Source organism: Burkholderia sp. THE68 (assembly GCF_009938265.1).
Taxonomy (GTDB): domain Bacteria; phylum Pseudomonadota; class Gammaproteobacteria; order Burkholderiales; family Burkholderiaceae; genus Caballeronia.
This window is the reverse complement of record NZ_AP022318.1, coordinates 433,702-458,741: the sequence shown is the minus strand read 5'-3', so window position 1 is coordinate 458,741 and position 25,040 is coordinate 433,702. Positions and strand designations below refer to the sequence as shown.

The window sequence follows — 25,040 nt, the reverse complement described above, 5'->3', positions numbered from 1 at the left end:
ACACCATGAACAGCATTCATCGCGCCAGCATCATCAAATCGGATAACGAAGCAATCGAAATCGCGCGTCGGCTTGCGCGTGAATTTGCCGTTGAAGCATCGCATCGCGACCGTGAGCGGCATTTGCCCGTGAACGAAGTCGAGGCATTCAGCGCGTCGGGATTGTGGGGCATCAGCGTCCCGCGCGCGTTCGGCGGCGCGGATGTTTCCGTACGCACGATCGCCGACGTGTTCGAGCTGATATCGGCGGCGGATTCGTCGCTTGGACAGATTCCGCAAAATCATTTCGCCACGCTCGAACGTCTTCGGCATGACGGCACGCCGAGCCAGCAGGATTTCTTCTTTTCTCGCGCGCTCGCGGGAGAACGTTTCGGCAACGCCACCGCGGAGCCGGGCGATCGCTTGCCTTCCGAGCACGAGACGCGCGTGCATCGCAGCGCAAGCGGCTTCGTGCTCTCCGGCCGCAAGGTCTATTCGACGGGCGCGCTGTTCGCCGACTGGATTCCGGTCGCGGCGCGCGACGACGATGGCCTGACCGTCACCGCATTCGTCCCACGGCACGCGCGCGGCGTCGAGGTCATCGACGACTGGTCGGGCTTCGGTCAGCGCACGACGGCGAGCGGCCAGGTGCGGCTCGATCACGTCGAACTCGATGCATTGCAGATCGTGAAGCGTGGCCAAAGCGGACATATCGACGCGGCGAACGCGGTATCGCAGCTCATTCATGCGGCGATCGACCTGGGCATCGGGCGCGCGGCGCTCGACGATACGAAGCGGTTCCTGAAGGCGTTATCGCATCCGGCGCGTGGCAGCGCTACGACGCGCGCGGTCGACGATCCCTACACGTTGCGCGACATCGGCTCGTTGACGGTCGACTATCACGCGGCGCAGGCGCTGACGGCGCGTGCCGCCGCGTCGATCGATGCCGCGCGTGACGCAGACGGGCGCGCCGATGTGGCTGCGGCGATCGTCGCCACGGCCGAGGCGAAGATACTCACGACGCAGTTCGCACTCGATGCCGCCAGCAAGCTCTTTGAACTGGCGGGCACGCAATCGACACTGGACACGCATAACCTCGACCGGCACTGGCGCAATGCAAGAACGCACACGCTGCACGACAGCGTGCGGTGGAAGTATCACGCGGTGGGGCAGTTTGCGTTGAATGAGCTGCTGTGTGATCCGTTCACGTACGCGCATCCTTATACAGCGATCGATGAGTGAAAAAAAGGCGCGCTCCACGGCGCGCCTTTTCGCATGAGCCGATGTGGATCACCGCGCCGCCACCGCCTGCGCATCGAACACCGGGTTGAACTCGATATCGACCGTGATCTTGTTCTTGATATCTCCCGACCGATAAAGCGTATCGGCAATGCGCTGCTCTCGCGCGACGAGCGCCTTGTCGAGCGGATAAAACACCGAGCGTCCATTCTCCGCCGAGAACTTCGCGCGCGCCGGGCTCTGCTTCATCTTCTCCAGATAGATCTTCTCGACAGCCGGCACATTCTGCGCCCACCACGTCCACGAGTTCTTCAGGCGCCCGAGGAAGTCGCCGAGCGCGCGGCTCTTCGCCGGATCGCGCAGCACTTCCGTGCGCGCCGTGAACACGGACAACGCCGGAATATCCAGCTCATCGCTCTTGATGACGACGCGCGCATCGCCCTTGTCGACCGTTTCCTTCACCGGCCCATAGCCGCCCGAATACACCGCAACCTGCCCCGCATTGAACGCCGACGCCGACACGTTGCCATCGCCGAACTTCACACCCTGAAAGTCCTTCGGCTTAAGATCGGCCTTGTTATACGACAGCACGTATTGCAGATAATTGAAGCCGCCGAAGTTATAGCCCCACGTCTTGCCGCGCAGATCGGCGAGATTCCTGACATCCGCATCCTTGCGCACGACCGTGACGATCGGCGGATAACCGCTGTCCGGATTGCGCCATCCCGCGATGATCTGCAAGGGCGCGGTCTCGGGCGTCCACGGCGCGCGCGCATTGCCCTGCTCGATGATGAGCGACGTATCGCCCATCAGACCGACGTCGAGCACTTTCGAATAGAGCGCGGACAGTTGCGCGGCGGGCCCCGTGAGCACGGCCCATTTCACCTTGTACGGCGCGCCGTCGAGCACATGCGACGCTTCGACGATGAGCGGCCACGCGGCATCCTGCGTGCCGATGGTCAAGATGAGCGGTTCATCGGCAAAGGCCGAGGCCGACACGGCGAACAGACTCGCAACGAATAGAGCGGTAAAACGTTTCCTGATACGCATGAGAGTGTGATGAGTGAATGAAAGAGTTATGCCGCCTTCTGCGGCGAATCCTGTGTCACACCGAGTTCGGCGAGCAACCGCGTTCTGAGCGCGATGGCCGCTTCGTCGCTGCGCGAGCGCGGTCGCGGAAAATCGACGACGACATCCGCGCTGATCTCCCCTTGCGACAACACGACGATGCGGTCCGACAGCAGAATCGCCTCATCGATGTCATGCGTGACCAGCACGACGGCTGGCGTATGCGCGCGCCACAAACGCGCGACGAGCTCATACATGCGGATGCGCGTGAGCGCATCGAGCGCGGCGAAAGGCTCATCGAGCAGTAACAGCTTCGGCTCGCGCACGAGCGCGCGCGCCAGCGCGACGCGCTGCGCCTCGCCGCCCGAGAGCGTCTTCGGCCAGCCATCGGCATGACGCGTGAGGCCTACTTCATCGAGCGCGGCGAGCGCGGAAGGCTTCGCCGCGTTGAGCCGGTCGTGACCGATCACGACGTTCTCCCACACACGTTTCGCGGGCACGAGACGCGGCTCCTGAAACACGACGGAGCGCGCGCCCGCCACGCGCACGCGCCCGCTGTCGGCCTGATCGAGTCCGGCGAGAATGCGCAGCAGCGTCGTCTTGCCGGCACCCGAGGCGCCGAGCATCGACACGAACTCGCCGCGCTTCACCTTGAGCGAGACATCCTTCAGCACGGCGCGGCCGTCGAATACGCGGCTCACGCTGTCGAGTTCGAGCGCGGTCTCGCGTTCGTCGCGCACGAACCGGGTCGATGCGATATCAGGCGAGTTCAAAACGCGGCCTCCACGGAAGAGCGAGATGTTCGAGCGCGCGCATGATGAGATCGGTCACGATGCCGAGCGCCGCATAAACCAGAATGCCCGCGATGATGATGTCCGCGCGCTGGTTCTGGTTGGCGTTCACGAGGATGTAGCCGATGCCGTTCTGCGCGTTGATCTGCTCCGCGACGACGAGCGCGAGCAGCGCCACCGCCGATGAATAGCGCACGCCCACGAGTATCGAAGGCAGCGCCGTCGGCAGAATGATGCGCAGCGCGATCTGCCGGCTCGACAGGCCGAACACGCTCGCCGCTTCGAGCAGCTTCGGATCGACACCGCGCACGCCCGCATACGTGTTGAGGTACATCGGGAAGATCGTGGCGGCGAGAATCACCGCGACCTTCGCGCCCTCGCCGATGCCGAACCACGTGATGAAAAGCGGGATCAGTGCGATGAATGGAATCGTGCGCAGCATCTGCAACGGCGCATCGACGATCTCCTCGCCCACGCGCCACAGTCCCGCGAACAGGCCAGCGAACAAGCCGATGCCGCCGCCGATCGCGAGGCCCGTCGCCGCCCGCATCAGCGACACGCCGATCGCGCTTTGCAACTCGCCATCGGCGATCAGTTCCTTGAGCGCGGCGACGATCACCGTCGGCGGCGGCAAGGTTTCAGGCGCGACGAGTTGCAGCGACGACGCGAGTTGCCATAGCACAACGAGAACGAGCGGCACGCCAACACGCAACCCGCGCGAGCGCAGCACGGACCATTGGAACGCCGTGCGGCGGAGCACGGCGCGCGTTGGCAGATCGATGAGCGCGCGCGGATCGCTGGCGCGGGCGACGGTGCTGGTGGTGCGATCTTGCGCCGCGCCGGGGTCGATTCCAAGCGTGGCCGACGGAAAGCGAGGGACGTTCATGGGCATTCGACGTAAATCGGAAAGGAGTGGAACGTCCGATGTTACGGTTGCCTGTCCTCGCATCAAACCAAGGCTTTGCGAGATGCTATGCGCGCCGCGCGTGATTTGGATTCCTGATATTCTAAAAAGGCGCGACCCGTGCGTGGGGCGCACCGCATCAGGCGCCCTGGTCGCGCTGACCCGCTTCAGTGCAGCGGCGATTCTCCGGGCAACTGGAATGCGTCGACGGTGTAGCCCATGTTGAAATAGCCCGCGCGTGCGTAGACGGAAATATGTTCGAGCTGTTCCGCGCGCGTGGATTCGTCCGGCACTGCTGTGTCATGAGTGAAGTGCTTACGCACGCGCCCCGCCGGGGCTGATAACGCCTGCCAGTAATGAGTCAGGAAGTGCGGCATGGCTCGCCTCCTCGATGCGTGGACAGGTCCAATCTAGTCCGTCAAAAAGGCGTGGGCAAACAAGCTTTTCTGCAATGCATTGCAGCGCGCGCACCGCCGTGAAGCATCAGGCCGCGTCGGTACTGCCGCGTATCGGGCGCGTGGCCTGCGACTGTTCCAGATGCCGCAGCAGCAGCGTGACCATCGCGACGACCGTGAACGCGAGAATCACGAAGAAAAGCGCGAGCGGCGCCAGGATCTGCACCGAAACGAAGCCCGCCAGCGCCATCATCACCGACGACACCAGTAACAGCGCGCAGCCCAGGATCGCCGCCGTGAGGCCCGCGATATGCGGGAAGAGCGAATTACCCTTCGCCATCAGCGTCGGGTACATCGCGCCGGCGCAGAAGCCCATCACGAGCACGGGCGCGGCAAGCGTCCAGATGGTCAGGCCGACCGTAAGCGAAAGCAGCAGCATGACGACCGATGCCCCCGCCATCACGCGCGCACCGATACGCAGCCGTTGCTCCGCACTCGGCAGACGCACGTGATAGATGCGGTTGGACAGGCCGCCGAGAAAGTACATCATGCCGATGGCAAGCGCGAGATAGCCGAAATAGGTCGGCGGCTTGTGCAGCGTGTTCTGCACCATGAAGGGGCCGACGATGTTGAACACGAGCAGAATGCTGTAGCACAAACCCTGCGCGAGAAAGCAACTCTGGAACACGCGGTTCGACAATATCTTGCCCGCGTTCGTCATCAGCGTGCGCAGTTCGAGATGCACGGGCTTCGGCAAGGTCTCGCGATAGCGCCACACGAGCGTCCACATCACGATCGAGTAGATCAGCAGGAACACCAGACACGCTTTCCAGCCGAACCACGTCTGAAGATGCGCGCCGATCACGGGCGCGACGATCGGCGCGAGTCCCCACGCGATCGCCATGTACGTGAATGCGTGCAGCAGCGCCTGGCCCTTGAACGAATCGGTGATGATGGTCTTCGCGAGCAGATTCGTCGCGGCAATGCCGAAGCCTTGCAGGCAACGCGCGAGCAGGAAGGTTTCAAGACTGGTCGCCGCGAGCGACAGCAGGCAGCCGAGCGTGAAGATGACCAGCCCGAAAGCCAGCACCTTCTTGCGTCCGTATGCATCGGCGATGGGGCCGAACACCAGCTGGCCGATCGCATAGGCGGCCATATAGCTGGACACGCTCGACTGGATCGCCTGGGGCGAGGTGGCGAAGTAACGCGCCATCGCGGGCAGCGCTGGCACGTAGATGTCGATGGCGAGTTGTCCGGCCGAAGCGAACAGGCAAACCAGAAACAAAAGGAAACGCGGAGAATTCTTCGAGGGATCGGTGTGGGTCATGACGACGATGAATGGACGGGTCCCGACGGTCTCCGCCGGGCCCGCACGGATGGCGGATTCATCGTATTGTGCCTGTCATCGCGCGGATCGGCATGAAGTCCACGTCACGGAAGCGTCACACGGTTCATGACATCAGCGTTGCGCCGGCGAGCTGAGAATGGGGTGCGACTGCCCCGGAATCGGCCGGCCGCGATTGTCGGTCGGCACGAGCTGCGTCTGGAACGCGACGAAAAGCGCTTGAAACTTGCCGTCCACTTCGACCATCACCGCGCCGTCCTGAAACACGCCGTTCTCGTTCGAGTGGTCTTTCACATGGGCGCCCTTGCCCGGTTTCGGGTTGCCCTGATTCATGTGCGTTTCGTGCAATCCGTTCTTGTCCGGTTCGAACAGGAAGCCGAAGCCGTAGACGGTGACGTCCTTCGCAGGCTTCCATCCGAGCCGGTTGTCGCTATAGCCGGGCGTCTTGTAGACGTAATCGATGCCGTCCGCCGACATATCGAGCTGCAACATCTCGTTGAGCAACGCATTGATATCGTTGCGCTCGGTCTTCGTGTCGAGCGCGATCGGGCGCATCGCGTTCAGATCGAGCAGGCGTTTGTCGTGCACGTAGTCGAGCTTCGGGAAGTTCGACATGGAAACGCCCACAGGCAGTTTGCCGAGATCGGCGGTCATCGGATGATCGAAGTACTGGTCCCAGAGATACAGCACGAGATAGCCCGCTGGCCCCGCCAGCGAGCTGTCCGATTTCACATTGGTGACAATGGCGAACGGCTTGCCGTTCGCGTCCTCGCTGACGATCACATAATGCGGATCGCCTTTATAGCCGTCGAGAAAAGGAACGCCGAGGCTGAGCTTGCCCTTGAAGAGAACGTATTCGTTGCGCGCCATGATGCTGCTCCGTGAAGTGAGCAATCATTTGATGCGGCCAGTGTGACACTTTTCCTGTCGATGGCCACGCATGAACACGCGGAACACGTATCGCCGAATGCGCAATCCGGGAAATGCCGCCGTCATCGAGCGCTCCACAATCCGGCAAGTGTTGAGTACACTTAGACGCGCTCGCAGGACGCGTCCTGCGCATTCATGAAAAGATCCAGATATTCGGAGCCAGTTTGAGGAAGCGAGCCACGGTCATCTGCCGACGAGGCAACCGGATTCTGCTGGTTGCACGACGCCGCGCCAAATGGGCGCTGCCCGGCGGCATGCTCAAGCGAGGCGAGCATTTGCCGGACGCCGCGCTACGTGAACTCAAGGAAGAGACGCGCCTTCTGGGCAAATCGGCGAAATTTCTGTTCCAGCATCGCGGAAGACAGAAGCATCATCACGTCTTTTTCTGCGACGTGCCCAAGAGCGCCAAGCCGCGCGCAAGCAATGAGATCCTTCGATGCCGATGGGTTCACGTCGCGGACATTCAGCGGATCGCCACCAGTGCGCCCACCAGGACGATCGTGAAAGCGCTCAACGGCAAGCGTTGAGCTTTTGTTCACGATAAGTCCTGACGGCGCGCACACCATCCATCGCGGCGCGCGCCGCGTGTGCGTTACTGACCGCCTTCCTGAATCGTCAGTACGTTCTTCACGGACGTGACGCCACTCACGCCCTTCGCGATCGAAGCGGCCTTGTCGATCTGCGTGCCGTCCGCGGCATGACCCGCGAGCGTGACGGCGCCGTTCTTCGCGATCACGTTGATGCCCACGGTATCGATGCCGCCCTTCTGAAGCGCCTGAGACACCTTCTTGCTAAGCGCACGGTTGGCCTTTCGAAGCGCCGATTTCGAGCTGCCCGCACTCGCCGATGGCGTGGCGGACGAAGTCGCAGCCGCATCGCTGGTTTGCGACCATGCGGCGACGGATGAGAAAACCGTCAACGCGACGGCTGCGAGTTTGAGCATATTGATCGTCTTCATCGCTTGCTCCAGTTTGGTGAATGTCGGCCGGGACATGGCGCCCCGAAGCATTCTAGTCGGCGCTGCGTCATAGCGCAGGGATTGTGCCGTTCATCTTGCGAACGCGCGCAATTCCGCAGGCGACAGAAACAGGTCGCCGTTATCCGCGAGCTTCCCGATCATGAAATCAATGAACGTTCGCACGCGCAGCGGCTGCTCGGTCCGATGGCGATAGTAGATGTAGATCGATTCGCGCTGGGTCAGATGCCGCGTGAGCAAAGGCACGAGCCGCCCCGCGCGGATATGCCCGACCGCCGAAAAACTCCCGAGCTGACCGATCGCGAGACCGGCTAGCACGGCATCGGCTTCCGCATCGATATCGTTGGCGCAGAGCGTCGCGGCGATCTCGCGATAGACGATCTCATCGCCGATCATGAATTCCCACGGCGCCTGCTTGCCCGTGTTCGCGCGGCGATATCCGGTGCAGCGGTGCGACGAGAGCGCCTCGACGGTACGCGGCGCGCCATGCCGTTCGATATACGCGGGCGACGCACACACGATCAGTTGTATCGGCGCGAGCCGCCGCGCAATCGCGCCGCCGGCGGGCGGCGAGCCGCCACGCAATCCGACATCGGCGCGTTCCTCGACGAGATCGGTGAAATGGTCGTCGAAACGCACGTCGAGCGCGACGTCGGGTTAGAGCGCGGCGAACTCGAGCACCGATGGCCAAAGCGCACGACCGAGCGCTTTCGGCGCGCTGATGCGCAGCGGACCGGCGATGTGCTCTTTCGCGCTGCGCGCATCCGCGATCGCCGAGGTGAGCATCGCGAGCGCCGGCTCGACATTCTGCAGGAGCCGTTGCCCTTCTTCGGTCAGGGAGAGCTTGCGCGTCGTGCGATGAAAGAGCCGCACGCCAAGCTCCTTTTCGAGCTGCATCACCGCGTGACTCGCGGCCTGCGGCGAAATCCCCTGATCAATGGCCGCACGCCGCAGATTGCCGAGCGTGGCGGCGCGCACGAAGATCGAAATCGCACGGACCTCGTTCATGGAGCGCCTCGATTCGCAAATTTAAGTTGATTATCAGTCTAGCGTTTGACGGCTAGTTCGTGCGAATCGGACAGCCTATGCTTCGTTTCACCTTCACCACCAACACAAACGGAGCACATCATGAGCAACGCCACTCAACAGCAATACAAGCGCGTCTGGTTCATCACGGGCGCATCGCGCGGTCTGGGCGCATTGATCGCCCAGGCGGCGCTGGACGACGGCAACGCAGTTGTCGCCGCAGGTCGCAACGTCGCGGCGATCGTCGAGCGTCTGGGCGAATCGCCCGCGCTGCTGCCGGTCGCGCTCGACGTCACGAACGAAGCGCAAGCGAAGGCCGCCGTGGATGCCGCCATCGCGAAGTTCGGCCGCATCGACGTGCTGGTCAACAACGCGGGCTTCGGGCTGCTCGCGGCCGTCGAGGAATCGAGCGACGCCGACGTGCGCCGCATGTTCGACACCAACGTCTTCGGCCTGCTCAACGTGACGCGCGCCGTGCTGCCCGTCATGCGCAAGCAGAAGAGCGGCCACGTCGTGAACATGTCGTCGATCGGCGGCTATCGCTCGGCAGCGGGCTTCGGCGTCTATTGCTCGACGAAGTTCGCGGTCGAAGGCATCACCGAGGCGATGCATGCGGAACTGGAGCCGCTCGGCATTCATGCGACCGTCGTCGAGCCGGGCTACTTCCGCACGGACTTTCTGGATGCGTCGTCGCTTCTCGTCGGCAAGGACATCATCGACGATTACGATGCGACCTCGGGCAGCGTGCGGCGCTTCGCCGTCGGCATGAATCACAATCAGCCGGGCGATCCCGCGAAGCTCGCGACCGCGCTCCTCACGCTCGCCGATGCACAAACGCCGCCGCTGCGCCTCGCGCTCGGCACCGACACGCTGAAGGCGATCGCGGAAAAGAACGCGTATGTCGCGGCGGAAACGGAAAGCTGGCGCGAGTTGTCCGCTTCGACGGACTTCGCGGTCTGATCGCTTGCACATAACGGCGCGACCATGTTCACCATAATCGCGCGTGCATGAATCAGGCGGCATAAGGCTTCAGCGACAGCATCGGTAGTGGCCCTGCGTTGACCATCGCAATATCCGTCCGTATATTGCGACGGCACAGGGCCACGACGAACACAAGATGCCCCCCACGCCAGAGGTCAAGCCGCACGATGTCCAGGGAAAGCATCGACTCGCACATGATTCGTGTGCTGCATACGCTCCTTACCGAGTCGAGCGTGTCGCGCGCAGCCAGTCTGCTCGGACAATCGCAGCCCACGGTGAGCATCGCACTGCGCCGCTTGCGTGAAATCACCGGCGACCCTTTGCTGGTGCGCAGCGGCAGCCGCATGGTGCCGACGAGTCACGCGCTCACGCTGATCGAGCCCGCCGCGCAGGCGCTCAGCAACATCGACGCGATCCTGCATCCGAACACCACGTTCGATCCCGTCACGAGCACGCGCACGTTTCGCATCGGCTCGCCGGATTATCTCGACGTGTTCTTCGTGCCCGCCGTCATCGATGCGTTTCATCAGGCCGCGCCGCTCGCGAAGCTCGAATTCAAGCATCTGATGATGGTCGACGGCGGCTATGAGAACGGCCTCGAAACGGGCCTGCTCGATCTCGTCATCGGCAACTGGCGAACGCCGCCGGAGCACTTGCATCTGCAGCCGCTGTGCAAGGACGAACTCGTGTGCCTGATGCGCGCGGATCATCCCGTCGGCACCGGCGAGCTCACGCGCGATGCGTACGAAAACGCCGAGCATCTTTCGGTCACGACCTATAACACGACCGCGTGGGGCACCATCGACACGGAACTCGCGCGCAACGGCCTCACGCGCACCGTGACGACCACGCTACCCTATTTCGGCATGGCGCCGTATGTGCTCGTGCGTTCCGATCTGCTCTTCACGACGACGCGCGCGCTCGCGTCGCACTATGCGCGCATTCTGCCGTTGCGCATCGAGCCGATTCCCGGTGCGACCAACGCGCTGACCTACTATCAGCTGTGGCACGAGAGAACGCATCGCAGCGCCGCGACGCGCTGGCTGCGCAAGCTCGTGACGACCGTTTCGCGCACGCTCGTAAGCGACATCGCATGAAAACAAAAAGACGCCGCGTGCGAAGCGCGGCGTCAATGCGTTCATTCGATGATGCAACGCGACAGGCTCTCATGGCGTCACCGTCGAACGCGACGCTGGTCGGTCAGATGCAAGCTGCGTCGTTATCGTTGTTTGACCGGTTCAGAAGGACCCCGCCGTCATCGCCTTGATGAGCGCGGCCTTGCCTTGCGTCGCCGCGCCGAGCAAAGCAAAGCCGAGCGCGCGCTTGTCGTCGGCGTGTTCGCACAGCGCGGCGAGGCCGTCGAGCGGATCGTCGCTTGCCGGAGCGAAACGCCATGTGCCGGTCTCGTTCGGCGGCACGACGACCGTCGGCGCCGCGGGCGATTTCACCGTGACCGGCATGACGGGAAAATCGACGCGCGTCGGCTCGCCGGCGAGCGTGCGAGCGAGGGCGCGCGCCGCATGCATGATCGGCAGGACATACGGCTGCACCTTGCCTTCGATCGCGGCGCAATCGCCCAATGCGTAGATATCGGGCGCGCTGGTGCGGCACCACGCGTCGGTGCGAATGCCGATGTCGATATCGAGTCCCGCCTGAGCCGCCAATGCCGTGCGCGGCGCAAGACCGATCGCCGACAGCACCACATCCGCGCCGATTACTTCGCCATTGTCGAGCGTGACGTCATACCCCGATGCGCGCTTGTCGACAGTCGCGACCGATTGCCCCAGCCGCAAGCGAATGCCATGACGATCGAACGCGCGCGCGAATGCATCGCCCGCCAGCTCGGGAAGCAATCGCGATAGCGGCGTGGCGGCGGGATCGATCAGCGTCACGTCGTAACCCGCGAGCGCGAGATCGTTGGCGAACTCGCATCCGATCAATCCCGCGCCGAGCAACGCGATCGATTTCGCGCCCTCGATGCGCGCCCGGAATCGCACGTAATCGTCGAGACTGTTCACCGAAAGCACGTCGGCCGCGCCATCGCCGACAAGCGGAATGCGGCGCGCGTCCGCGCCCAGCGCGAGCACGAGCTTCGCGTAACGAAGCGGCGCGCCGTTGATGATCACCTCATGCGCATCCACCGCAATGCGCTCAACTTTCCGATGCGCGATGATGCCCGCGTTCAGCTGCGCGCGCATCGCGCCGGCGTCGAACGTGACGAGTTCGTGCGGCGTTTTCTTCATCGCGAGCGCGTTGGACAGCGTCGGCTTCGAATAGAAATCGCCGGCATCCTCGCTGATGAGCACGATGGGCACGTTCCTGTCGAGCTTGCGCAATTCGCGCGCGACCGTATAACCGGCCATGCCCGTGCCGACGATAACCACGCGATCTTCGATATCAGTGCTCATGCCGTCACCGCCTGCATGTCGAAATCCTGCTTGCCGGTGCCGCAATCGGGGCACAGCCAGTCATCGGGCACGTCTTCCCAGCGCGTGCCCGCCACGATGCCCGCTTCGGGCAAGCCTTGCGACTCGTCGTAACGAAAACCGCAAATCACGCATTCCCAGATCTTCATGATGATGTGCTCCGTATGCGTTTCAGCGGACGTAATGCTGGCCGAGCCCGATCTCGGCGAGCGCGCGGCGATACGCACCCGACGAGCGATCGGCGAGGATCGGCGCTTCGGCGGCACGATCGATCGGCAAGTCTTCGGGACATTGCAGCTCGACGATCGCGCGGTCTTCTTCGAACACCTGCCGGTTGAACGCGTAGACATCGTCAAGCGGCAGATCCTTGTCGAAGTTGCGCGCGATCGGCACGAACAGGCGCGTGAGGCGCGCGGAAACCGGGCTTGCCGCGTTGAGGATCGCGAGACGTCCGCCTTCGGGAAACTGCACGGTGAGACGCGCGAAGAACGGCACATCGACTTCGAACACACGCCGCCACAGAAAGCCGTCGGGCGCGCGATGCTGCATCGACTTCGGGAAGTTGCTCACCGTGCTGACGTACTCCGCGCGCATGCCGTTGCCGCTCCGCTCGACCGTATAGCTCGGCACGACGGGATTGCCCCGGTCCGCGAAGCTGTGGTGATGAATCCAAGCGAAGTGCGCGACATCGATGAAGCCTTCGGTCTGACGTCCCGCCGATGCCTTGATGTCGATGGAAGGCGGCAGGATCTGCTGGAAGCCTTCGGTATTCCACGCGGGAAAGTCCGGCAGCGGTTGCGCGCCGCCGCCGAGCGAAACCCAGACGAGACCGTAGGCTTCCTGTGCGGCGTAGGTCGTCAGGCACAGGCGATCGGGAATCGGCCCGCCTTCCTGCGACGGGATGTGATTGCACTTGCCGTCGGCGCCGTACGAAAGGCCGTGATACGGGCACACGAGGTTGCCGTTCTCGACCCAGCCCTGACTCAAGGGCGCGCCGCGATGCGGGCACACGTCGCGTGCGGCCACGAGCGCGCCGTGCGAGCGGAACACTACGAGCGATTCATCGAGCAGTTGCGTTCTGAACGGCTTGTCCGCGATATCCGATGCGAACGCGACGGGATGCCAGTACTGGCTCAGGATTTCCCAATCGTGCTGATCGAACGTGCAGTTGCGAGGAAGGTTGGGTGCGCGCTGAAACGTGAGCGGCGCGACTGTGGGGGTCGCCATGTCGGTTGTCTCCAGTCTGCTGGATCTTGAAGCGGTCTTGCCCGATGCGACCGCGTGAAGACAACGATATCGGCGTGCGGCGTGTCGCCCAATCCCTCGGGCGACATTGAGTCTATGTTTCGAAGGCAATGGGACGCGACGACGCGATCACGTCGCCGGCGCGAATCGCATCGACGGTCGGCGTGCCGCACAGCACCATCGCGCGTTTCGCTTCGTCGAGCAGGATATCGACGGCGCGCAGCGCGCCTTCGTCGCCGCCCACGGCCGCGCCGAACAGCGCCGGCCGCCCGATCGCCGCGGCCTGCGCCCCGAGCGCCACCGCCTTGACGATATCCACGCCGCGCCGCACGCCCGAATCGATGATCAGCTCCACGCCGGAACCGAGCGCGCGACGCACCGCATGCAGTGATTCGAGACTCGACTGTGCGCCGTCGAGCTGACGCCCGCCGTGATTCGAAATCCAGAGCGCGTCGATGCCGAGCGATGCGAGCCGCGCCGCATCGGCGGGATGCTGCACGCCTTTGACGACGATGCGCTTGCCCCATTGATCGCGCAGGCGTGCGAGATCGTCAAAGGAAAACGCGGCGTCGAGCATCGTGCCGACTTTATGCGCGATCGTGAGTCCCGCGCCTTCGCCGGGATCGAGGTCGCGCACGTTCTCGAATTGCGGCGAGCCGTTGCGCGCGTAGTGCATCGTCCAGCGGGGATGACACAGCGCGTCGGCGACATGCGACGCTCGCAGCTTCAACGGAATCGCGATGCCGTTGCGCAGATCGCGCTCGCGCTTGCCGCCGACAGCCAGATCGACCGTGACGACGAGCGCCTCGAAGTCCGCGCCGCGCACGCGCTCGATCAGCTTGCGCATGAAGTCGCGGTCCTTCAGCGTGTAGAGCTGGAACCACAAACGGCCATCGACGTTGCGCGCGATCGTTTCGAGCGCGGTCGTGGACATCGTCGATTGCACGTAGGGAATACCGCGCGCGGCGGCGGCCTTCGCGATCGACAGATCCGCGCCGGGATGCGCAAGCGTGCACGAACCCATCGGCGCGATCAGCAATGGCGCATTGCTTCGTATGCCTAATATTGAGGTCGAAAGATCGGGCGCGGAGACATCGTTGAGCACGCGCGGCACCAGCGCGACGCGCTCGAACGCCGCGCGATTCGCCGCGAGCGTGATCTCGTCTTCCGCGCCGCCGTCGATGAACTCGAACACGAAGCGCGGCAACGCGCGACGCGCAAGCTCGCGCAGATCGGCGATCGACAGCGCGCGATCGAGCGAGAGCGTCATGCGTCGCGTACTTTGCCGGTGCGTGCGAGCCGCGTGGCGAGCGTCGAGAGCGCGTCATAGGCTTCGCGCGATACCGTGTCCCATTCGCCGATCGCCTGCGACTGTGCTTCGACCACCGCGCGGTCGCCACGCGCGGCGGGGCCGGTCAACGCATCCTTTGGCCCGAGCGCGACAATGTTCGCTGCCGCGTTGCGCGACAACGTATGCATCATGTCTTCGATGAGCGGTTGCGGAATGCCCGCGGCCTGCCACATCTCGACGGACATCGCCGCGAGTATCGGCAGAAAGTTCGACGCGACGACCGCCGCCGCGTGATACAGCGCCTTGCTGCCCGGTTCGATATCGAAGCAGCGCGCGCCGATGGCCGCGAGAATCTCGCTCCACGCGGCACGCGCGGCGCGGTCGCCTTCGAGTCCGACCGGCGTGCCTTCGAACTGGAACACGGCCGTGCCGGGATTGGCGAAGCTCAGCATCGGATGCGCGCTCGCGACGCTCCAGCCGATCGCGCGCAAGGGCGCGAGCGTATCGGTATCGAGCGCGCCGCTGCAATGCACGGCAATCGATGGCGCGTCGTCCTTGCGATGCCGCGCGAGCGTCTGCGCCACGTCCGCGATACGCATGTCGGGCACGGACAGCAGCCAGATATCGGCGGGTTGCATCGCCGCGATATCGTCGAGCGCGCGGCCCGCGCCGATGAAATCGACCGCATCACGCGCATGGGCGATATCGCTGTCGCATACATCGCCGATAGCGAGCACGCGATTCGCGACGATCAGATTGCCGAGCGTCGCACCGACGCGCCCCGCGCCGATGATGTTGAGCGTCGCCATCAGCCGTGCCTGATCGCGATGGTCTTCAGGCTCGTGAAGCCATACAGCGCTTCGAAGCCCTTCTCGCGTCCATGCCCGCTCGCCTTCACGCCGCCGAACGGCAACTCGACGCCGCCGCCCGCGCCGTAGTTGTTCACGAAGACCTGACCCGCCTGCAGCTTGCGCGCGAGACGCAGGCCGCGCGAACCATCGCGCGTCCACACGCCCGCGACGAGGCCGTAATTCGTGCCGTTGGCGAGCTTCACCGCTTCGGCTTCGTCATCGAAAGGCATCACCGCGAGCACCGGCCCGAACACTTCTTCCTGCGCGATGCGGCTTTGCGGCGGCACGTCGCGGAACAGGACCGCTTCGTGGAAGAAGCCGTTGCGCGACGCTTCCACCGCGATCTTCCCGCGCGCCGCCACGCGAATGCCTTCGCCTTCCGCCTGCTCGACCATGCTGCGCACGCGCGCCTGCTGCTTCGCGTTGACGAGCGGTCCCGTATCGAGGTCCATCGCGGGCGGACCGGAGCGCAGCGCTTCGAAACGTTGCGTCAGACGTTCGATCACGGTTTCGTAGATGCCGCGCTGAACCAGCAGACGGCTGCCCGCCGAACATGTTTGTCCGGCGTTCTGAATGATGGCGTTGAGAATGACGGGCAAGGCTTCGTCGAGATCGGCATCGTCGAATACGAGTTGCGGCGACTTGCCGCCGAGTTCGAGCACGCTCGGGCAATGGCGTTCCGCCGCCGTGCGTCCGACCAGCGCGCCCGTCGCGGTCGAGCCAGTGAACGAGATATGGCCGATGCCCTCGTTCGCCGACAACGCCGCGCCCGCCTCGCTGCCCAGACCCGTGACGACGTTGATCGCGCCCGCCGGAAAGCCGATATCGGCGGCGATTTCCGCGAGGCGCAGGATCGACAGGCTCGCGTCCTCGGCGGGCTTCACGACGCAGGCATTGCCCGCTGCGAGCGATGCGCCGACGCTGCGCCCGTAAATCTGCATCGGGTAATTCCACGGAATGATGTGCCCCGTCACGCCGATCGGCTCGCGCACCGTCAGCACGGTGAAGCCGGTCGTATAGGGCAGCGTTTCGCCATGCAGCTTGTCGACGCAGCCCGCGTAGTACTGTAGATAGCGCGCGAGCACGGCGGCATCGGTGCGCGCGGTCTTGAGCGCCTTGCCGGTGTCGCGCGCTTCGAGTTGCGCGAGTTCGTCGGCGTTCTCCAGCACCGCGGCGGCATACGCGAACAGCAGGTTTGCGCGCTCGACCGGCGAGAGCTTCGCCCACGGGCCGTCGAGCGCTTCGCCCATCGCGTTGCGCGCGGCGCTCACCGCGACATCGATATCAGCGGCATTGCCGCGCGCGATCGCCGCGAACGGCTCGCCCGTGCTCGGGTCGATGACATCGAGCGATTCGCCGTTATCGCCCGCGCGCCATGCGTTGCCGATGAAGTGACGATATTCCATGCTTACTCCGTGATCAGTGCGTGTTCCGTGACGGCCGCGGCGATCGCCGTGCCGACTTCGATGGTGTTCGCCGTGCCGCCCATGTCCGGCGTGCGCGGGCCGTTTTCGAGCACGCTTTCGATGGCTGCGACGATGGTCTTCGCCGCCGCTTCGTAGCGTGCCTCGCCACGGCCGAGATGCTGCAGCATCAGCGCCGCCGACCAGATCTGCCCGATCGGATTGGCGATGCCCTTGCCCGCGATATCCGGCGCCGAGCCGTGCACCGGCTCGAAGAGCGACGGAAAGCGCCGCTCCGGATTCAGGTTCGCCGAAGGCGCGATGCCGATGGTGCCGGTGCATGCGGGACCGAGGTCCGAAAGAATGTCGCCGAAGAGATTGGACGCGACCACGACATCGAAACGGTCCGGATGCTGCACGAAATGCGCGCACAGAATGTCGATGTGAAACTTGCGCGTCTCGATGTCCGGATAACGCTTTGCGGCTTCCGCGAGCCGTTCGTCCCAGTACGGCATGGTGATCGAGATGCCGTTCGATTTGGTCGCGGCGGTCAGTTGCTTCCTCGGGCGGCTCTGCGCGAGCTGGAACGCGAAGTCGAGAATGCGGTCGACGCCCGTGCGCGTGAACACCGACTGCTGCGTCGCGAACTCGCGCTCGGTGCCTTCGAACATGCGTCCGCCGACCGACGAATATTCGCCTTCGGTGTTCTCGCGCACGACCAGAAAGTCGATGTCACCGGGCTTGCGGCGCGCGAGTGGCGACGGCACGCCGGGCATCAGGCGCACCGGGCGCAGGTTCACGTACTGATCGAAGTCGCGGCGAATCCTGATGATCGATTCCCACACGGCCGTGTGGTCCGGCACGACGTCGGGCGTGCCGACCGCGCCGAAGAAGATCGCATCGTGCTTGCCGATCTGCCTGTCCCAGTCGGCGGGCATCATCGTGCCGTGCCGCACGTAGTGCTCGGTGCACCATGATGCGAATTCGTCGAAATCGAGCGCGATGTCGTAGCGCGCGGCGGCGGCCTTCAGCACGCGCAAACCTTCGACCATGACTTCCTTGCCGATGCCGTCGCCCGGAATGACGGCGATGTGATGCGTTGTTGCCATTGCGCTGTGTCTCCTGTTATTCGACGTGGACTGCCCGTCATACAGGAGGGAAATCTAGCCGACGCGTTGGCGCGGCGGAAGTGCGAATCCGGGAACAGGAGGCTTCGAATATCCGCAAGGGGTTCAGCCGGCGGAGCGTTCGCCGCCCGGCGCGACGAGCGATGCGGGCGCGAAGGCGCTCAGAAAATCGAACAGCTTGCGCGCGGGCAAGGGCGCCGCGCCGGCGCGAATCCCGACCGACATCACGCGCTCGGCCCACGGATTGGTCAGGCGGATGAAGCGCAGATGCATCGGCTCGCGAAAAAGCCGCACCGCGCCTTCGGGCAACACGCCGATGCCCTGCCCGGCCGCGATCAGCCTGCACATCGCCTCGAAGCTTTGCACCTGCACGCGAAAGCGGATGGTGCGGCCCGCGAGCGCGGCTTCCTTCACGAGCATGCGGGTGACCTCGGCTTTATCGTCGAGCCCGACGATATCGTGTTCGAGCAGCGCCGCGAACTCGATCTGCTCGCCCTGCAACACGTGATCCTCCGGCACGACGACGCTGATGCGATCCGCGCAATACGGCGCGAGACGAATGCCCTCCATGCCGACCTGCGAAGTCACCACGCCGACATCCGCGCGCCCCTCGCGCAAAGCCTGAAGAATGTCCATGCTGCGCAATTCGCTGATATGCAGCTTGATGTCCTGATAGCGCTGCGAGAACGCGCGCAGATGATCGGGCAAGTCCTGACTGATCGCGGAGATATTGGCGAAGATGCGTACGCGGCCAACCGAGCCTTTCGTGTAATCGGAGAGTTCGCTGTAGATCGCATCGGTCTTGAGCAGCAGTTCGGTGGCATGACGCGCGAGCGCCTCGCCCGCTGGCGTGGGCTCGACGCCCGCCGACGTGCGGTTCAGCAAGCCGACGCGGAAGTGATGTTCGAGCAGCGCGATGCGCCGGCTCGCCGTCGACAGCGACATATGCGATTGCTGCGCCGCCTTGGACAGACTGCCCATTTCGACTGCGCGCAGAAAAAGAGCCAGCGACGTGAGATCGAACAAAACCGGACGCTCCGTAAAAGATCATGCCGCGCAGTATGGCATCCGGGCGCGATCGGCGCGTCGCGGCGGGATACTGGAAAACCCTGACGTCGCGACGCGCGTGTTCGAACTATTCGAAAGCCCGCTTCAGCGATTTCGCATATCTCTCGCGCTCAGCAGCCGCTACATTTCCTCTGTCCCGCCGCGTCCTGCGCGAGTCGGTACGCAAAAAAACATATACGGAGACAGACGTGGAAATCGATGCGACCAGCATGCCCCAAGGCGCGGCATCGCCCGCCCCGTCACACGACGCCGCGACGGAGGACCGGATCTTCCGCCGCCTGGCGTTGCAGATCCTGCCGATTCTGATGTTCGCGTACATCACGTCGTATATCGACCGCGTGAACGTGAGCTTCGCAAAGCTGCAGATGGCGCAGCAACTCGGCTTTTCCGATGCCGTATTCGGCTTCGGCGCGGGCATCTTCTTTCTCGGCTATGTGGTTTTCGAAGTGCCGAGCAACATGATCCTGCAACGCGTCGGCGCGCGCAGATGGATCACGCGCATCATTCTGTCGTGGGGCATCGTCTCCGGCCTGACGGCCTTCGTCTCCACGCCGATGCAGTTCTACGTGATGCGCTGCCTGCTCGGCGTCGCGGAGGCGGGTTTCATTCCGGCGATCGTCTTTTATATCGGCCAGTCGTTTCCGCGCAACCGGCGCGCGCGCATCCTCAGCATGTTCTATGCGGCGCTCGCGCTCGCGGGTCTGATCGGCTCGCCGTTGACCGGCTTCATCATGCAGTACTTCGACGGCCTCATGCAGTTGCCCGGCTGGAAGTGGATCTTCATCGTCGAGGCGTTGCCCGCGTTTCTCGCGGCGGTCTACACCTGGAGAGGACTCGACGACGACGTCACGAAAAGCCCGCGCTACAGCGAAGCAGATCGCGCGTTCCTGTCCCGCGTGCTCGCCGAGGATCGCGCGGTGACGGCCGAATCGAATCACAAGGGCCTCTTTTCGAGCGCGCTCGTGTGGGCGTTCTGCCTGATCTATTTTCTCGATGTGTTCGGCATCTACGGCTACACCTTCTGGGCCCCGACGATGATCAAGTCGATGGGCATCTCCGGCGACTTCGCAATCGGCGCGCTCGCGGCGCTGCCCAACGCGGTCGCGGTCATCGTGATGGTGATGTTCGGCCGCAGCGCGGACCGGCGCGGCGAGCGGCGCTTGCACGTCGCGGCGCTGTTGCTGATGGGCGCGGTCGGCTTGTCGCTGTCCGTGCTCTGGCATGACAATCTGTGGCTCGGCATGATCGCGCTGTGCATCGCCAATGCGGGATTGCTGTCGTTTCCGCCGCTCTTCTGGAGCATGCCGACGGCCGTGCTCGGCCAGGCCGCGGCGGCGGTCGGCATCGCATGGATCAGCGCGTTCGGCAATCTCGGCGGCTTCTTCGGCCCATACGTGGTCGGCTTTCTGAAGCAGGCGTCGGGCGGCATGACGCTGCCGATCTTCTCGATGGTCGGCTGCCTCGCGCTCGGCATCGTTCTGACGATGTTGCTGCCGAAGCGGCTCGTGAACCGCTGAGCCTTTCTTGAACCAATACGACGACACGAAGAGACACAGCATGAAGCAGCGAATCGGCATGATCGGTATCGGCCTGATGGGGCACGGCATCGCACGCAATGTGATGAAGCATGGTTATCCGCTGACGGTGGTCGAGCATCCCGGCAATCAGCCGCTCGACGAACTGCGCGCGGGCGGCGTGAAGACCGTCGCGAATGGCGAGGCGCTTGCGCGTGAATCGGACATCGTCATTCTGTGCGTGACGGGTTCGCCGGAAGTCGAAGCGGTATTGACCGCGCCCGATGGCGTGCTCGCGGGGCTGCAGCCTGGAACGATCGTGATCGACTGCTCGACGGCCGTGCCCGCATCGACTGCGCGCATGGCGGCGCTCGTCGAGGAAGCGGGCGGCCTTTTCGTCGATGCGCCGATGACGCGTACCGCGAAGGAGGCGCATGAAGGGCGGCTGAATCTGCTGGTCGGCGCTTCAGCCGAATTGTTTGCGCGCATCGAGCCGTTGTTGCGCACGTATGCGGAAAACGTGACGCTCGTCGGCGGCCTCGGCGCGGGACACAGCATGAAGCTGCTGCACAACTTCGTGTCGCTCGGGACGATCGCGCTGATCTCCGAGGCGGCCGCGTGCGCGAAGCGCGCGGGCGTCGATGCGCAGACTTTCGTCGACGTGCTCGCGAAAGGCGGTGGCGGCGGCGCGGCGCTGGAGCGGCTGCGGCCGGCGCTCGTGGACGGCGATCCGTCGGGCATGCCGTTTCATATGTCGAACGCGCTGAAGGATCTCGGCTATTACGTGACGATGGCCGGTGATACGGATGCGGTCGATGCGATCGCTAGCGCCGTGCGAGGGACGTATGCGGATGCGGTCGAGCGAGGGGGGGCGCATCGGACGTTGCTGGAGTTGGCGCAGTTGCTGGGGTCTTGAAGCGCCATGGCGCGGTACGTCGAATCTATCGCATAGGTGAAGCACCGCGCTAACCGGATGGCCGCTGTTCGCCAAACGCGGCGCTCGAATGTCCGTGTGAGTCCGCCCTCCGCGCTCAGCTGGCGTCGCTCTGCATCATGTGCCCGGAAAGAGGCGCTCGAGTCCGCTCCCGACGCCCGAGCCACTGCGCAATCTCCCCGACGATCCCGCGCCGGAACAGCAGCACGCAGGCGACGAACATCACCCCGGTCACGATGCCGACCGATTCACCCAGCCCCTGAAACCACGCGATGCGCGTGAATTCCGCGAGCCACGTGCCGAACGCGGCGAGCCTCGTTTCGAGCCCGACGACGATCACCGCGCCGAGCGCCGGACCCAGCCGCGTGCCGAGACCGCCCAGCAGGGTCATGAGGATCACGGTGCCCGACATGGTCCAGTGCACGTCGGACAGCGTGGCGAAGCCGAGCACGAGCGTCTTCATCGCGCCCGCGAGACCCGCACATGCAGCCGATATGACGAACGCCAGCAGCTTGAAACGATCGACGTCGTAGCCGAGCGACACCGTGCGCGCCTCGTTCTCCTTCAGCGCGCCGAGGATCCGGCCAAACGGCGAATCGATCACGCGGCCGATGAACGCGAACGCCATCGCACCGATGGCGAGCACGACGTAGTAGAGCGTGAGGTCGTCGTCGAGCGGAAGCACGCCGAACAGGCGCCCGCGCGGCACACCCTGCATGCCGTCCTCGCCGCCCGTGAACGGCGCCTGAACGCAGAAGAAATAGATCATCTGCGCGAGCGCGAGCGTGGCCATCGCAAAGTAGATGCCCTTGCGCCGAATCGCGAGCAGACCCATCACCAGGCCGAGCGCGGCCCCGACGACCGCACCGAGCAGCAACGCGCCTTCGGGCGGCACGCCGTGATCGCGCAACGCGCTGCCCGCGACGTAGGCCGCGACGCCAAAGAATGCCGCATGACCGAACGACAGCAGGCCGACATAGCCGAGCAGCAGGTTCAGCGACGTGGCGAACAACGCGAAGCACATGAGCTTCATCATGAAGACCGGATAGGCGCCGAGCCATGGCGCGGCGGCGAGAACGGCCAAGCCGACGACGAATGCGAAGCGGTTATGCATGAGACACCTCATTTCGATTGACCGAACAGCCCGGCGGGACGCACGAGCAGAACCAGCGCCATGACGGCGAACACCACCGTCGCCGACGCCTCCGGATAGAACAGCTTCGTCAGGCTTTCGAGGACGCCGAGCGCGAGACTCGTCAGCACCGATCCGGCGATCGAGCCCATCCCGCCGATCACGACGATCGCGAACACGGTGATGATCACGCTCTGTCCCATCAGCGGCGACACCTGCATGACCGGCGCCGCGAGCACGCCCGCGAATGCGGCGATGGCGACGCCGAAGCCGTAGCTCAGCGACACCATGCGCGGCACGTCGACGCCGAACGCAGCGACGAGACGCGGATTCTCGGTCGCCGCGCGCAGCAGCGCGCCGAGTTGCGTGCGCTCGATCGCCCACCACGCCGTCCCGCATACGGCGAGCGATGCGACGACGACCCATGCGCGATACGCGGGAAGCATCATGAAGCCGAGATCGACGGCGCGCGCCAGACTGTCGGGCGCGGCGAACGACATTCCCGAGACGCCGTAGACGGAACGCGACAGTCCCTCGAAGATCAGTGTTACGCCGAGCGTGAGCAACAGCCCGTAAAGATGATCGAGCTTGTAAAGACGCCGCAGCATCGAACGCTCGACCGCCACGCCGACCGCGCCCACCGACAGCGGCGCGATGACCAGCATCAGCCAGTAATCGAAGCCGAAATAGTTCGTGCCCATCCATGCGAACAGCGCGCCCAGCATGAAGAACGCGCCGTGCGTGAAATTGATCACATTCAAGAGGCCGAAGATGAGAGACAGGCCGAGACTCAGCACGGCATAGAAGCAACCGTTCATCAGTCCGAGCACGAGTTGGCCAGATGCCGCCTGCAGCGGCATACCCAGGATTTCCATGACGTTTTCGCTCCGGTCAGATATTGAGCAGCGCTTGCAGCGTGGCCGCTTTTTCGGGAAGACGCGCCGCCTCGAAGGCATCGACGATGCGTCCGTGCTCCATCACGTAGAAGCGATCGGCGAGCGGCGCAGCAAAGCGAAAGTTCTGCTCGACGAGCAGAATCGTGAAGCCCCGCGACTTCAGCAGCCTGATGACGCGCGCGAGCGTCTGCACGATCACCGGCGCGAGCCCTTCGGAGATTTCATCGAGCAGAAGGATGCCGGCGCCGGTGCGCAGAATGCGCGCGATCGCGAGCATCTGCTGCTCACCGCCCGACAGACGCGTGCCCTGGCTCGTGCGACGCTCGGCCAGATTCGGGAACATCGCATAGATTTCTTCGAGCGGCATCGGCGTGCGCTTAGCATTCGGCAGACGCGGCGGCAGCAACAGATTCTCCTCGCACGACAGTCCTGCGAAGATGCCCCTCTCCTCCGGGCAATAGCCGACGCCGAGGCGCGCGACGTGCTGCGGCTCGCGGCCGATCGTCTCGCGGCCATCGATACGGATCGAGCCGCTGCGCAGATCGGTCAAGCCCATGATCGCCTTCAGCGTCGTGCTTCGGCCCGAGCCGTTGCGTCCGAGCAGCGTGACCACTTCCCCGCGTGCCGCACGCAGGTCCACGCCATGCAGGATGTGCGATTCGCCGTACCACGCTTCGAGGCCCGTGACACGCAACGCGTCCTCGCACGTCACGGTGTCGATGCCGCCATCATCCGGCGCTTCAATGTGCGAGCGATTCATTGTCGGTCCCCATGTACGCTTCCTTCACTTGCGGGTTCGCGGAGACGGCGGCGTAATCGCCTTCCGCCAGAATCTCGCCGCGCTGAAGCACCGTGATCGTGTCCGCGATGCTCGAGACCATCTTCATGTTGTGCTCGACCATCAGGATCGTCCTTCCGCTCGATACCTTCTTGATGAGCGCAGTCACGCGGTCGACGTCCTCGTGTCCCATGCCCTGCGTCGGCTCGTCGAGCAGCATCAGCACGGGATCCATCGCGAGTGTCGTGGCGATTTCGAGTGCGCGCTTATGGCCGTATGACAACTCGACGGTCTTCACATCAGCGTATGCAGCGAGGCCGACCTCGCCGAGCAGATCGAGTGCGCGTTCCCGCAGGCGCGTCAGCATCACGCTGCTCTTCCAGAAACAAAACGACACGCCGAGCGGCCGCTGCAAAGCGATGGTCACGTTCTCGACGGGCGTCAGATGAGGAAACACAGCCGAGATCTGGAACGAGCGGATCACGCCTTTGCGGGCGATCGCCGCGGGCGCCGCGCGCGTGATCTCGCGGCCGTCGAAAAAGATCTGGCCCGAAGTCGGCGTCAGGAACTTCGTCAGCAGGTTGAAGCACGTGGTCTTGCCCGCCCCGTTCGGCCCGATCAGCGCGTGTATCGCGCCTCGCCGCACGCGAAGATCGATGCCCTTGACGGCCGTGAAGCCGTTGAACTGCCTGGTTAAACCCTTCGTCTCCAGAATCATGTCTGCATGCGTCATCGCGCCCTC

At 64.2% G+C, this 25,040-nt stretch carries 26 protein-coding genes and 1 pseudogene; 6 read left to right on the top strand and 21 right to left on the bottom strand.

Annotated features, from left to right (window positions below):
• Window positions 1-5 precede the first annotated feature (5 nt).
• The gene (locus BTHE68_RS28045; RefSeq protein WP_162069562.1) at window positions 6-1,220 is read left to right on the top strand and encodes an SfnB family sulfur acquisition oxidoreductase; all 1,215 of its coding nucleotides are present in this window, start codon (window positions 6-8) and stop codon (window positions 1,218-1,220) included.
• 48 nt (window positions 1,221-1,268) lie between these two features.
• On the opposite strand, the gene BTHE68_RS28040 is transcribed toward BTHE68_RS28045, so the two are convergent.
• From BTHE68_RS28040 to BTHE68_RS37020, 7 genes are all read right to left on the bottom strand, one after another.
• Window positions 1,269-2,267, bottom strand: coding sequence for an ABC transporter substrate-binding protein (locus BTHE68_RS28040; RefSeq protein ID WP_162069561.1), 999 nt, complete (start codon window positions 2,265-2,267; stop codon window positions 1,269-1,271).
• 26 nt (window positions 2,268-2,293) lie between these two features.
• Window positions 2,294-3,058, bottom strand: coding sequence for an ABC transporter ATP-binding protein (locus BTHE68_RS28035; RefSeq protein ID WP_162069560.1), 765 nt, complete (start codon window positions 3,056-3,058; stop codon window positions 2,294-2,296).
• Entirely contained in the window at window positions 3,045-3,962 is a 918-nt protein-coding gene (locus BTHE68_RS28030; protein ID WP_162069559.1) for an ABC transporter permease, read from the bottom strand. The genes BTHE68_RS28035 and BTHE68_RS28030 overlap by 14 nt, the downstream gene beginning before the upstream one ends.
• A 185-nt stretch (window positions 3,963-4,147) precedes the next feature.
• Window positions 4,148-4,357 (bottom strand): hypothetical protein, encoded by a 210-nt coding sequence (locus BTHE68_RS28025; protein ID WP_162069558.1) that lies wholly within the window; start codon window positions 4,355-4,357, stop codon window positions 4,148-4,150.
• 106 nt (window positions 4,358-4,463) lie between these two features.
• Window positions 4,464-5,702, bottom strand: a complete 1,239-nt coding sequence (locus BTHE68_RS28020; RefSeq protein ID WP_162069557.1) for a multidrug effflux MFS transporter — start codon at window positions 5,700-5,702, stop codon at window positions 4,464-4,466.
• Window positions 5,703-5,834: 132 nt separating this feature from the next.
• On the bottom strand, window positions 5,835-6,590 hold the full coding sequence (locus BTHE68_RS28015) for a DUF2278 family protein (protein ID WP_174258127.1): 756 nt from the start codon (window positions 6,588-6,590) through the stop codon (window positions 5,835-5,837).
• Between the two features lie 161 nt (window positions 6,591-6,751).
• Entirely contained in the window at window positions 6,752-6,925 is a 174-nt protein-coding gene (locus BTHE68_RS37020; RefSeq protein WP_232078162.1) for a hypothetical protein, read from the bottom strand.
• Here BTHE68_RS37020 and BTHE68_RS28010 point away from each other — a divergent pair.
• The gene (locus tag BTHE68_RS28010) at window positions 6,857-7,177 is read left to right on the top strand and encodes an NUDIX hydrolase (protein WP_232078157.1); all 321 of its coding nucleotides are present in this window, start codon (window positions 6,857-6,859) and stop codon (window positions 7,175-7,177) included. The genes BTHE68_RS37020 and BTHE68_RS28010 overlap by 69 nt on opposite strands.
• A gap of 65 nt (window positions 7,178-7,242) precedes the next feature.
• On the opposite strand, the gene BTHE68_RS28005 is transcribed toward BTHE68_RS28010, so the two are convergent.
• Together BTHE68_RS28005 and BTHE68_RS28000 are read right to left on the bottom strand one after the other, a co-directional pair.
• On the bottom strand, window positions 7,243-7,608 hold the full coding sequence (locus BTHE68_RS28005; RefSeq protein WP_162069555.1) for a BON domain-containing protein: 366 nt from the start codon (window positions 7,606-7,608) through the stop codon (window positions 7,243-7,245).
• Between the two features lie 90 nt (window positions 7,609-7,698).
• Window positions 7,699-8,634: pseudogene (locus tag BTHE68_RS28000) on the bottom strand (LysR family transcriptional regulator).
• Between the two features lie 120 nt (window positions 8,635-8,754).
• Here BTHE68_RS28000 and BTHE68_RS27995 point away from each other — a divergent pair.
• On the top strand, window positions 8,755-9,612 hold the full coding sequence (locus tag BTHE68_RS27995; protein ID WP_162069554.1) for an oxidoreductase: 858 nt from the start codon (window positions 8,755-8,757) through the stop codon (window positions 9,610-9,612).
• Between the two features lie 188 nt (window positions 9,613-9,800).
• On the top strand, window positions 9,801-10,730 hold the full coding sequence (locus BTHE68_RS27990; protein WP_162069553.1) for a LysR family transcriptional regulator: 930 nt from the start codon (window positions 9,801-9,803) through the stop codon (window positions 10,728-10,730).
• A 141-nt stretch (window positions 10,731-10,871) separates the two neighbouring features.
• Here the strand turns inward: BTHE68_RS27990 and BTHE68_RS27985 are convergent, their stop codons facing one another.
• From BTHE68_RS27985 to BTHE68_RS27950, 8 genes are all read right to left on the bottom strand, one after another.
• Window positions 10,872-12,041, bottom strand: a complete 1,170-nt coding sequence (locus BTHE68_RS27985) for an NAD(P)/FAD-dependent oxidoreductase (RefSeq protein WP_162069552.1) — start codon at window positions 12,039-12,041, stop codon at window positions 10,872-10,874.
• Window positions 12,038-12,208, bottom strand: coding sequence for a rubredoxin (locus BTHE68_RS27980; protein WP_162069551.1), 171 nt, complete (start codon window positions 12,206-12,208; stop codon window positions 12,038-12,040). The genes BTHE68_RS27985 and BTHE68_RS27980 overlap by 4 nt, the downstream gene beginning before the upstream one ends.
• Window positions 12,209-12,230: 22 nt before the next feature.
• Entirely contained in the window at window positions 12,231-13,286 is a 1,056-nt protein-coding gene (locus tag BTHE68_RS27975) for a Rieske 2Fe-2S domain-containing protein (protein WP_162069550.1), read from the bottom strand.
• 112 nt (window positions 13,287-13,398) lie between these two features.
• Window positions 13,399-14,574 (bottom strand): alpha-hydroxy acid oxidase, encoded by a 1,176-nt coding sequence (locus BTHE68_RS27970; protein WP_162069549.1) that lies wholly within the window; start codon window positions 14,572-14,574, stop codon window positions 13,399-13,401.
• Window positions 14,571-15,404: a Rossmann-like and DUF2520 domain-containing protein gene (locus BTHE68_RS27965; RefSeq protein ID WP_162069548.1), complete on the bottom strand. Its 834-nt coding sequence runs from the start codon at window positions 15,402-15,404 to the stop codon at window positions 14,571-14,573. The genes BTHE68_RS27970 and BTHE68_RS27965 overlap by 4 nt, the downstream gene beginning before the upstream one ends.
• Complete coding sequence (locus tag BTHE68_RS27960) at window positions 15,404-16,852, bottom strand: aldehyde dehydrogenase family protein (protein ID WP_162069547.1); 1,449 nt, start codon at window positions 16,850-16,852, stop codon at window positions 15,404-15,406. Before BTHE68_RS27960 ends, BTHE68_RS27965 begins: the two co-directional genes overlap by 1 nt.
• A gap of 2 nt (window positions 16,853-16,854) precedes the next feature.
• Complete coding sequence (locus BTHE68_RS27955) at window positions 16,855-17,958, bottom strand: tartrate dehydrogenase (RefSeq protein ID WP_162069546.1); 1,104 nt, start codon at window positions 17,956-17,958, stop codon at window positions 16,855-16,857.
• Window positions 17,959-18,081: 123 nt separating this feature from the next.
• Window positions 18,082-19,002 (bottom strand): LysR family transcriptional regulator, encoded by a 921-nt coding sequence (locus BTHE68_RS27950; protein WP_061178007.1) that lies wholly within the window; start codon window positions 19,000-19,002, stop codon window positions 18,082-18,084.
• A 230-nt stretch (window positions 19,003-19,232) separates the two neighbouring features.
• On the opposite strand from BTHE68_RS27950, the gene BTHE68_RS27945 reads away from it, so the two are divergent.
• Window positions 19,233-20,561 carry an MFS transporter gene (locus BTHE68_RS27945; protein WP_162069545.1) on the top strand — a complete coding sequence of 443 codons (1,329 nt, stop codon included), beginning with the start codon at window positions 19,233-19,235 and terminating at the stop codon, window positions 20,559-20,561.
• A 40-nt stretch (window positions 20,562-20,601) separates the two neighbouring features.
• On the top strand, window positions 20,602-21,474 hold the full coding sequence (locus BTHE68_RS27940) for an NAD(P)-dependent oxidoreductase (protein ID WP_162069544.1): 873 nt from the start codon (window positions 20,602-20,604) through the stop codon (window positions 21,472-21,474).
• Window positions 21,475-21,589: 115 nt separating this feature from the next.
• Here BTHE68_RS27940 and BTHE68_RS27935 read toward each other — a convergent pair whose 3' ends face one another.
• The 4 genes from BTHE68_RS27935 to BTHE68_RS27920 are packed head-to-tail and all read right to left on the bottom strand — an operon-like array spanning window position 21,590 to window position 25,031.
• A complete protein-coding gene (locus tag BTHE68_RS27935; RefSeq protein WP_162069543.1) occupies window positions 21,590-22,606 on the bottom strand; it encodes a branched-chain amino acid ABC transporter permease in 1,017 nt (338 codons plus the stop codon).
• 8 nt (window positions 22,607-22,614) lie between these two features.
• Window positions 22,615-23,499, bottom strand: coding sequence for a branched-chain amino acid ABC transporter permease (locus BTHE68_RS27930; protein ID WP_162069542.1), 885 nt, complete (start codon window positions 23,497-23,499; stop codon window positions 22,615-22,617).
• Between the two features lie 16 nt (window positions 23,500-23,515).
• Window positions 23,516-24,280, bottom strand: coding sequence for an ABC transporter ATP-binding protein (locus BTHE68_RS27925; RefSeq protein WP_162069541.1), 765 nt, complete (start codon window positions 24,278-24,280; stop codon window positions 23,516-23,518).
• Window positions 24,261-25,031, bottom strand: a complete 771-nt coding sequence (locus BTHE68_RS27920) for an ABC transporter ATP-binding protein (RefSeq protein ID WP_162069540.1) — start codon at window positions 25,029-25,031, stop codon at window positions 24,261-24,263. Before BTHE68_RS27920 ends, BTHE68_RS27925 begins: the two co-directional genes overlap by 20 nt.
• Window positions 25,032-25,040: the final 9 nt, after the last annotated feature.

Excerpts from the sequence above, each read along its gene's own strand:
- BTHE68_RS27990 (WP_162069553.1), top strand. The coding sequence starts at position 9,801 with ATGTCCAGGGAAAGCATCGACTCGCACATGATTCGTGTGCTGCATACG.
- BTHE68_RS27960 (WP_162069547.1), bottom strand. The coding sequence starts at position 16,852 with ATGGAATATCGTCACTTCATCGGCAACGCATGGCGCGCGGGCGATAAC.
- BTHE68_RS27970 (WP_162069549.1), bottom strand. The coding sequence starts at position 14,574 with ATGACGCTCTCGCTCGATCGCGCGCTGTCGATCGCCGATCTGCGCGAG.
- BTHE68_RS28020 (WP_162069557.1), bottom strand. The coding sequence starts at position 5,702 with ATGACCCACACCGATCCCTCGAAGAATTCTCCGCGTTTCCTTTTGTTT.
- BTHE68_RS28045 (WP_162069562.1), top strand. The coding sequence starts at position 6 with ATGAACAGCATTCATCGCGCCAGCATCATCAAATCGGATAACGAAGCA.
- BTHE68_RS27955 (WP_162069546.1), bottom strand. The coding sequence starts at position 17,958 with ATGGCAACAACGCATCACATCGCCGTCATTCCGGGCGACGGCATCGGC.
- BTHE68_RS27965 (WP_162069548.1), bottom strand. The coding sequence starts at position 15,404 with ATGGCGACGCTCAACATCATCGGCGCGGGGCGCGTCGGTGCGACGCTC.
- BTHE68_RS28025 (WP_162069558.1), bottom strand. The coding sequence starts at position 4,357 with ATGCCGCACTTCCTGACTCATTACTGGCAGGCGTTATCAGCCCCGGCG.
- BTHE68_RS27930 (WP_162069542.1), bottom strand. The coding sequence starts at position 23,499 with ATGGAAATCCTGGGTATGCCGCTGCAGGCGGCATCTGGCCAACTCGTG.
- BTHE68_RS27995 (WP_162069554.1), top strand. The coding sequence starts at position 8,755 with ATGAGCAACGCCACTCAACAGCAATACAAGCGCGTCTGGTTCATCACG.
- BTHE68_RS28015 (WP_174258127.1), bottom strand. The coding sequence starts at position 6,590 with ATGGCGCGCAACGAATACGTTCTCTTCAAGGGCAAGCTCAGCCTCGGC.
- BTHE68_RS27935 (WP_162069543.1), bottom strand. The coding sequence starts at position 22,606 with ATGCATAACCGCTTCGCATTCGTCGTCGGCTTGGCCGTTCTCGCCGCC.
- BTHE68_RS37020 (WP_232078162.1), bottom strand. The coding sequence starts at position 6,925 with ATGCTCGCCTCGCTTGAGCATGCCGCCGGGCAGCGCCCATTTGGCGCG.
- BTHE68_RS28030 (WP_162069559.1), bottom strand. The coding sequence starts at position 3,962 with ATGAACGTCCCTCGCTTTCCGTCGGCCACGCTTGGAATCGACCCCGGC.
- BTHE68_RS28040 (WP_162069561.1), bottom strand. The coding sequence starts at position 2,267 with ATGCGTATCAGGAAACGTTTTACCGCTCTATTCGTTGCGAGTCTGTTC.
- BTHE68_RS28005 (WP_162069555.1), bottom strand. The coding sequence starts at position 7,608 with ATGAAGACGATCAATATGCTCAAACTCGCAGCCGTCGCGTTGACGGTT.
- BTHE68_RS27925 (WP_162069541.1), bottom strand. The coding sequence starts at position 24,280 with ATGAATCGCTCGCACATTGAAGCGCCGGATGATGGCGGCATCGACACC.
- BTHE68_RS27985 (WP_162069552.1), bottom strand. The coding sequence starts at position 12,041 with ATGAGCACTGATATCGAAGATCGCGTGGTTATCGTCGGCACGGGCATG.
- BTHE68_RS27975 (WP_162069550.1), bottom strand. The coding sequence starts at position 13,286 with ATGGCGACCCCCACAGTCGCGCCGCTCACGTTTCAGCGCGCACCCAAC.
- BTHE68_RS27980 (WP_162069551.1), bottom strand. The coding sequence starts at position 12,208 with ATGAAGATCTGGGAATGCGTGATTTGCGGTTTTCGTTACGACGAGTCG.
- BTHE68_RS27940 (WP_162069544.1), top strand. The coding sequence starts at position 20,602 with ATGAAGCAGCGAATCGGCATGATCGGTATCGGCCTGATGGGGCACGGC.
- BTHE68_RS27920 (WP_162069540.1), bottom strand. The coding sequence starts at position 25,031 with ATGACGCATGCAGACATGATTCTGGAGACGAAGGGTTTAACCAGGCAG.